Consider the following 7,440-nt stretch of genomic DNA (forward strand, 5'->3'; position numbering starts at 1 on the left):
AGGCCCGGGATCGCTCCCGGGCCTTTGCCTTGTTCGGACGGATCGGAAGATCAGTCGTCGCGCTTCGGGTCGACGCCGCGGACGAAGGCGTCCGTCGCGCTTTCCAGCTTCACGTCCTCGGTGATGTCGATCCCCTTGGCCAGCTTGGAGTGCCAGAAGCCGTAGAGGATGTAGACCACCGCGCCGACCGCGGCGTAGCCGCCCAGGATGGTCAGCGGCAGCGGATTGCCGTCCATCGCGTGCTGGATCATCGGCCAGAAGTTGAAGCCCGCCAGCGCCAGGCAGGACAGGATGCCCAGCACGGCGGTGACGATGCCGCCCGGCACCTTGAACGGACGCTCCATCTCCGGATGCTTGATGCGCAGGAAGATCACGCTCAGGCAGACGATCGAGAAGGCCACGGCCGTGCCCAGCGACACCAGATCGCCGAGGATCGAGATCGGCAGGAAGGACGCCGCGACCGCGATCACGATGCCCAGCAGGATGGTGCCGATCCACGGGGTGCGGAACTTCGGATGGATGATGGCGAAGGCCCGCGGCAGCAGGCCGTCGCGCGCCATGGTGTAGAAGATGCGCGTCTGGCCGTAGCACAGCACCAGCATGACCGAGGACAGGCCGGTGATGGCGCCGACCTTGATCAGGAAGCTGATCAGGTTCAGCGGGCTGCCGTCCGGCGTCAGGAAGGGCGTGTCGGCCCATTCCAGACCCATGCGGTCGATGGCGACGGCCACCGGCGCCGGGCTGGCCAGCTCGAGATAGGGCACCACGCCCGTCATGACCGCCGCGACGGCCATATAGATCAGGGTGCAGACGATCAGGGCGCCGAGGATGCCCACGGGCACGTCCTTGGACGGGTTCTTGGCCTCGGCCGCCGCGGTCGAGACCGCTTCGAAGCCGACGTAGGCGAAGAAGATGATCGAGGCGCCGCGCAGGATGCCGGTGGCCCCGTACTCGCCGAATTTGCCGGTCGTGTTCTCGGGGATGAAGGGCACCCAGTTGGCCGGGTTGATGTACTGAACCCCGACCGCGATGAAGGTCAGCAGGACGACGATCTTGATCATCACGATGATGTTGTTGATCGAGGCCGACTCGCTGACGCCGAGAACCAGCAGGCTGCACACCGCGGCGATGCCGATGGCGGCGACCAGGTTGAAGGTGCCGGTCAGCGGGAAGCTGGCGACGCCCGTGTCCGAGGTCACGGCCTGGATCAGCGGCGTGGCCCAGGAGGGGCCTTCGCCGCCGGCGTACTGGATCATCGGGAACAGGCCGTCGGCCACCCCGAAGTCCCGCAGGATCGAGACGACATAGCCGGACCAGCCGACCGCGACGGTCGAGGCGGCGACGCCGTACTCAAGCACCAGCAGCCAGCCCATGATCCAGGCGAAGACCTCGCCCAGGGTGCCGTAGGCATAGGTGTAGGCCGAGCCGGACACCGGCATGGTCGAGGCCAGTTCGGCGTAGCACAGGCCCGCCAGGCCGCAGGCGATGCCCGCGACGACGAAGCTGAGCATGATCGCCGGACCCGCGTGCGCGGCGGCGACCTGGCCGGTGAGGACGAAGATGCCGGCGCCGATGATGGCGCCGATGCCGAGGCTCATCAGATTGATGGGGCCCAGCGAGCGCTTCAGCTCGCTCCTGGCCGCTTCCTTCTGGATCTGGGCTACGGATTTCTTGAGGAACAGGCGGTTCCCCTTGGGCCTAAGGCCTTCTGCGGACATCGAGTCTCGCCCCCTGATACACGGCAAGCCCTCCCCGGGCCGCCTTCAATGGCGCGGACGCTAGCGGCGGACGACCTCGCTGGCAACGCGGTTTCCGATTGATGAAGGGCCGAAGACGCTTTCGTGAAAGGGAATTCTGGTTGGCGGTCCTGCTTCGCGCTAGTTGAGCCCGGATTGTCGCGTCTGTCCCGCTGACCGAGTCTGCCCCTCCATGCTGCCCATCCACGCCGTCCTCGAGCCGCTGAAGGCCGCCCTGTCGACGGGCAATGTCGCCGTGCTGGCCGCCCCGCCGGGCGCGGGCAAGACCACGGTCGTGCCCTTGGCCCTGCTGGGCGAGTCCTGGCTGGACGAGGGCCGGGTGCTGGTTCTGGAGCCTCGCCGGCTGGCGGCGCGGGCGGCGGCGGAGCGGATGGCGTCGTCCCTGGGCGAACAGGCCGGCGACACGGTCGGATACCGCACCCGCCTGCAGAGCCGGATCGGCCCGCGCACCCGGATCGAGGTGATCACCGAGGGTGTGTTCACGCGGATGATTCTGGACGATCCGGGGCTGGAGGGCGTCGGGGCGGTGCTGTTCGACGAATTCCACGAGCGCTCGCTGGACGCCGACCTCGGACTGGCGCTGGCGCGCGAAAGTCAGGCGCTGCTGCGCGACGACCTGCGGCTGCTGGTCATGTCGGCGACCCTGGATATCGCCGGCGTGTCGGGGTTGCTGGGCGGCGCGCCGGTGATCGAGGCCGAGGGCCGGATGTTTCCCGTCGAGACCCTCTACCTCGGCCGCAACGCCGCCGAACGGATCGAGGACGCCGCGGCGCGGGCCGTCCGGCTGGCCTTGGGCGAGCAGACGGGGTCGGTGCTGGTCTTCCTGCCGGGGCAGGGCGAAATCCATCGCACGGCGCAGCGGCTGAAAGAGGCGGTGCGCGACCCGTCCGTGGACATCACGCCCCTGTACGGCGCGCTGGATGCGAGGGACCAGGACCGGGCCATCCGGCCGGCCGAGCCGGGCCGGCGCAAGGTGGTGCTGGCGACCTCGGTGGCCGAGACCAGCCTGACCATCGAGGGCGTGCGCGTGGTCATCGACGGCGGCCTGTCGCGCGTGCCCCGGTTCGAGGCGTCCAGCGGCCTGACGCGGCTGGCGACGGTGCGCGTCAGCCGGTCGTCGGCGGAACAGCGGCGCGGTCGGGCCGGTCGCGTCGAGCCCGGCGTGTGCTACCGCCTGTGGGACGAGGCGGCGACGCGCGGTCTGGTCCCGCATCAGCGGCCCGAGATTCTGGAAGCCGACCTGACGGCCTTCGCCCTCGATCTGGCGCGCTGGGGCTCGCGGACCACCGAGGCCCTGGCCTTGCTGGACCAGCCGCCGGTCGGCGCCTTCGCCGAGGCGCGCAAGGTGCTGCAGCGGCTGGACGCGCTGGACGCCGACGGCGGGCTGACCCCGCACGGACGGCGGCTGACCCGCATGCCGCTGCCGCCCCGGCTGGCGCATATGGTCGCCGTCGCCAGCGACCTGGGCGACGCTTCGCTGGGCGCGCGGATGGCGGCGGTGCTGAGCGAGCCGGGGCTGGGCGGGAACGATGTCGACCTGCGCGAACGGCTGCGTGAGATGGCGCGCGACCGGTCGCAGAGGGCCCGCGACGCGCTGAAGCTGGCCGACCGCTGGGCGCGCGCCGCCGGGGGCGGGCAGGGCGGCGAGGCGGACCCCGGGACCCTGCTGGCCGAAGCCTTTCCCGAGCGGGTGGCCAAGGCGCGGGGCAAGCCGGGCGAGGTCCTGCTGGCCTCGGGCCGCGGCGCCTTCGTGGAGCCGACGGACCTGCTGGCGCGGGAACCCTGGCTGGCCGTGGCCGAGCTGGGCGGCGGAGACGCCCGGGACCGCATCCGGCTGGCCGTCCCCGTCGACCCGGCGGCTCTGGAGCGGCGACTGGAGGCAGAGGACCGGCTCACCCGCGAGCCCTCGGGACGGATGACCCTGCGCCGCGTGCGCCGCATCGGCGCGATCGTCGTTGACGAGAAGATCGTCGGCGCGCCGGACCGGGCCGCGATCACGGCGGCGCTCAAGGGCGAGGTCGAGCGCGCCGGGCTGGCGGACCTCAAATGGGGCGAGCGGGCCGCGGGCCTGCGGGCGCGGCTGGCCTTCCTTGGTGGCCTGGACGCCGGTTGGCCGGATGTCTCGGACGCCGGCCTGCTGGCTTCGCGGGAAATCTGGCTGTGGCCGTTGCTGGAGACGGTTCAGTCCGTGGACGCCATCGCCGACGGCGCGCTTGAGGCGGGTTTGAAGACGCTGGTCGCCTGGGACCGGCAGCGCGCCCTGGACGAACTGGCGCCGGCGCGGCTGCAGACGCCGTTGGGCTCGGCGGCGATCGACTACGCCGCCCATGGCGGGCCGCGCGTGGACATCCGGGTGCAGGAGCTGTTCGGCGTGACGGCGCACCCGACGGTCGGAGGCGGACGGATACCCCTGACCCTCGCCCTGCTGTCGCCCGCGCGCCGGCCGGTGCAGGTGACGAAGGACCTGCCCGGTTTCTGGGCCGGCAGCTGGGCGACGGTGCGGGCCGAGATGCGCGGCCGCTATCCGCGCCACCCCTGGCCCGAGGACCCGACGAAGGCGGAGGCGACCAGCCGGGCCAGGCCGCGCGGGGCCTGAAGCCTCAGGCTGCGCCGTTCAGCATCCGGCCATAGCTGTCGACCAGGCTGGTGTAGGTCGGCACGAAGTTGACGCTGGCGGGACTGCCGGCGATCGACACCGGGGCCTTGATCTCGAAATGCAGGTGGATGGTCGTCGCATTGCCGCCGAAGTCGGCCGAGGCCTTGCCGATGTGCTGGCCGCGTTCGACGTTGCGCGAGGCCATGGTCGGGAACAGGGCGTTCACCCCCGGCATGTCCATGTGCAGATAGCGGTAGATGCGGCCGGAATCGCCCAGCAGGGTGACGGTGTAGCTGCCGATGGAGGTGATGCGTCCGCTCTCGGCGGCGACGATCCAGTGCACCTTCTTCACGCAGGTGGCGGGACGGATGTCCTGGCCCTGATGCCCCCGGCCAGCGGGGCACATGCCGTTGGTCCACGACCTGGTCTCGCAGAAATTGTCGCGCCACGGATAGGCGTAGTTGCGCGGATCGCATTGACCCCCCGGTCCCGGCGCCGCGAACCCGCCATAGCCGTAGACCTGGGAGTTGGCGTAGGCCGGCCCGGCCTCCATCGGGAAGCGCATGCCCGCGGCCCACAGGGTCGCGTCGGTCGCCCCGCTGCCGGAACCCGGGGGCAGGGCGCCGCCCGGGTCATGAGGCCAGGTGACGGGTTCGGGGACGGGCGGCGTCTCGGGCACGGGGTCCGCGACCGGTTCCGGCTCGGGCATCGGCGCGGGCGGGACCTCGCCGGGCGGAGGGGCGGGCTCCGTCGGGGTCGCCACAGGCGCCGGCGGGTCGGTCTTCAAGGGCGGCGCGGCCGGGTCCTGGGCGCAGCCGTTCGGCGAGCAGGCCGTCAGCAGCAGCAGGGCGGCGAGGGTCAGACGCTTCACGACGCGCCTCCGCCGATCAGTTGCAGGGTCGAGGCGAAGGCGATCGCCTCCGGCTCGGTGCACCCCGCCGCGCCGGGGCCCTCGCAGATGAAGCTGACATTATAGGCGGCGCCGAAACGGCTGAAGGTGACGTCGACGCCGTACTCCGTACGTTCGGTCCGGACGTTGGTCAGGCCCTCGGTCCGCGCCTGGGCGGCCGCGCGCGAGGCGACGGGCGGAAGGCGGGCGGCGGCGATGCGGGGGCCGGTCCGCGCGATCGTCGCCGCCGGCGCCGTCGGCCGGACGGCCGTGAGGGCGCCCGCGGTCGGGGCGGCCGTCGGCGGTTGCTGCGGCGAGGCGGGCGCCAGGGGCGACTGGAAGGCCTTGGTCGCGCCGTAGATCTCGATGATCTGCTCGCCGCGCTGAACCACCAGCATATAGTGACGGTCGCCGGTGAAGATGCGGGCGGTGCGCAGCAAGGCGGGGTCGGCAGGCGCCAGCACCGGCACGGGCGAGGCGTCGGCGACGGTCAGGACACGCTGCGACACCGGGTCCTGGTTCAGCACGCCGCGCAGCCGGGCGGTCAGCGGTTCCTTCTGGGCCGCGGCGAGGGCCGCGTTGTCCGCGCGCGAGCGGGGCAGGTCGACCTGGGTCGCGGCGACGGGCGATGGCGCTGGCTGCTGCGAGGTGGCGACCCCCGCCAGCGCGGCGGCCAGAATAACGCCTCCGGCGAAGGCTCCGGCGCGGAAATTCATGTGACTGACCCTCCCGACGTTAACTATATCGTCGTTCTGCGAAGGTTGCGAGAGGGGCAGACGAGGCGGGGCGAAACTGGCAAACTTCGAACATGGCCGAGGATGTCGAGTTCCGTCCGCCGGACATGTCGTACCCGGCGTTGTTCCTGCGCTTCCTCAGGTTCGGCGTTCTGGCTTTCGGCGGACCGGTCGCCCAGATCGCCATGGTCCGGCGCGAACTCGTCGAGCAGGAGCGATGGATTTCCGGCGCCCGCTTCAACCGGCTGCTGGCCGTCATGCAGGCCTTGCCCGGTCCGGAGGCGCACGAGCTCTGCGTGCATCTCGGCATCCACGCCAGGGGACGGCTCGGGGGATTGCTGGCCGGGCTGGGGTTCATGCTGCCAGGTTTCGCCCTGATGTTGCTCGCCGCCTGGGCGTATTTCCGCTTCGACGTGGATCGGGGTCTGGCCGGGGCCGCCCTCATCGGCGCGCAGGCGGCCGTCGTCGCGCTGATCGTGCGGGCCGCGCACCGGATCGGGGCGCATGTTCTGATAGACCGCGGCCTCTGGACGATCGGCGTCGCGGCCGGCGCGGCGACCCTGCTGGGCGCGCCCTTCTGGATCATCCTGCCGGCCGGAGCGGCGATCCACGCCCTCGTCAGGACCGGTCGGCGCGGCGCGGCGGCGCTGCTGCTGGTTGTCAGCGCCGTCATGGTGGTGATCTGGTTTTTCGCGCAGCAACCGGCGACGACAGCAGCGACGGCGGGGGCGCCGCCCCCGGGCGAGGGTTCCTGGCCGCTGCTGTTCGTCTCGGGACTCAAGGCGGGCCTGCTGACGTTCGGCGGGGCCTACACGGCCATCCCCTTCCTGCGTCAGGATCTCGTGGGCCGCGGCTGGCTGGGCGACGGGACCTTTCTGGACGGGGTCGCCGTGTCGAACATCCTGCCCGCGCCCCTGATCATGTTCGCGACCTTCTCCGGTTATGCGGTGGGCGGCCTCCCGGGAGCCGTGGCCATCACGGCGGGAGTCTTCCTGCCGGCCTTCGCCTTTTCCATGATCTTCTACGACCGACTTGAAGCCGTGGTGTCCGAACCCCGCATCCGGGCCGCCCTCGATGGCGTGGCCGCGGCCGTTGTCGGTCTGATCGCGGCGACGGCGATCAGCCTCGCGGCCGGCCTGACGGGCTCGCCGCATCCCCCGGCCTCTGTCATGATCGCCGGTGCGGCGCTGGCGGCTCTGTACCTCACCAAGAACCGGTACGCCCCGCCCGTTCTGCTGCTGCTGGCCGGGCTCGCGGGGCTCGGGGTCGCCCTGGTCTGACCACGCCGCTTGCCTTTYSMGCCCATCCSGCCTACATGCCCGCCCACTTCACACGCAGGCGTGGCGCGGTCAGGGAGAAATCCTGYTCGCTCCGTTCCGAGGACTTCGGTCTTTACAGCGCCTGCGGCGGATCAATCGGATAAAGGACTACCCCTCATGGCTCTGCCTGAATTCTCCATGCGTT

5 protein-coding genes are annotated in these 7,440 nt (G+C 71.3%); 2 read left to right on the forward strand and 3 right to left on the reverse strand.

Annotation, left to right across the window (positions count from 1 at the left end):
* Positions 1 to 50: 50 nt before the first annotated feature.
* Entirely contained in the window at positions 51 to 1,718 is a 1,668-nt protein-coding gene (locus ASD25_RS17925) for an amino acid permease (protein ID WP_055830397.1), read from the reverse strand.
* Positions 1,719 to 1,929: 211 nt separating this feature from the next.
* On the opposite strand from ASD25_RS17925, the gene hrpB reads away from it, so the two are divergent.
* The gene (gene hrpB / locus ASD25_RS17930) at positions 1,930 to 4,353 is read left to right on the forward strand and encodes an ATP-dependent helicase HrpB (RefSeq protein WP_055830398.1); all 2,424 of its coding nucleotides are present in this window, start codon (positions 1,930 to 1,932) and stop codon (positions 4,351 to 4,353) included.
* A 4-nt stretch (positions 4,354 to 4,357) separates the two neighbouring features.
* Here hrpB and ASD25_RS17935 read toward each other — a convergent pair whose 3' ends face one another.
* Both ASD25_RS17935 and ASD25_RS17940 read right to left on the reverse strand, forming a co-directional pair.
* Positions 4,358 to 5,224 carry a M23 family metallopeptidase gene (locus ASD25_RS17935; protein ID WP_055830400.1) on the reverse strand — a complete coding sequence of 289 codons (867 nt, stop codon included), beginning with the start codon at positions 5,222 to 5,224 and terminating at the stop codon, positions 4,358 to 4,360.
* The gene (locus ASD25_RS17940) at positions 5,221 to 5,958 is read right to left on the reverse strand and encodes a hypothetical protein (protein ID WP_055830402.1); all 738 of its coding nucleotides are present in this window, start codon (positions 5,956 to 5,958) and stop codon (positions 5,221 to 5,223) included. Before ASD25_RS17940 ends, ASD25_RS17935 begins: the two co-directional genes overlap by 4 nt.
* A 92-nt stretch (positions 5,959 to 6,050) precedes the next feature.
* On the opposite strand from ASD25_RS17940, the gene chrA reads away from it, so the two are divergent.
* Positions 6,051 to 7,256, forward strand: a complete 1,206-nt coding sequence (gene chrA, locus ASD25_RS17945; protein WP_200943659.1) for a chromate efflux transporter — start codon at positions 6,051 to 6,053, stop codon at positions 7,254 to 7,256.
* The last annotated feature ends 184 nt before the right edge of the window (positions 7,257 to 7,440 follow it).

It is taken from the genome of Brevundimonas sp. Root1423, assembly GCF_001426805.1.

Bases quoted from the DNA above. Each gene is read 5' to 3' on its own strand.
- ASD25_RS17925 (WP_055830397.1), bottom strand. From the start codon at position 1,718: ATGTCCGCAGAAGGCCTTAGGCCCAAGGGGAACCGCCTGTTCCTCAAG.
- hrpB (WP_055830398.1), top strand. From the start codon at position 1,930: ATGCTGCCCATCCACGCCGTCCTCGAGCCGCTGAAGGCCGCCCTGTCG.
- ASD25_RS17940 (WP_055830402.1), bottom strand. From the start codon at position 5,958: ATGAATTTCCGCGCCGGAGCCTTCGCCGGAGGCGTTATTCTGGCCGCC.
- chrA (WP_200943659.1), top strand. From the start codon at position 6,051: ATGGCCGAGGATGTCGAGTTCCGTCCGCCGGACATGTCGTACCCGGCG.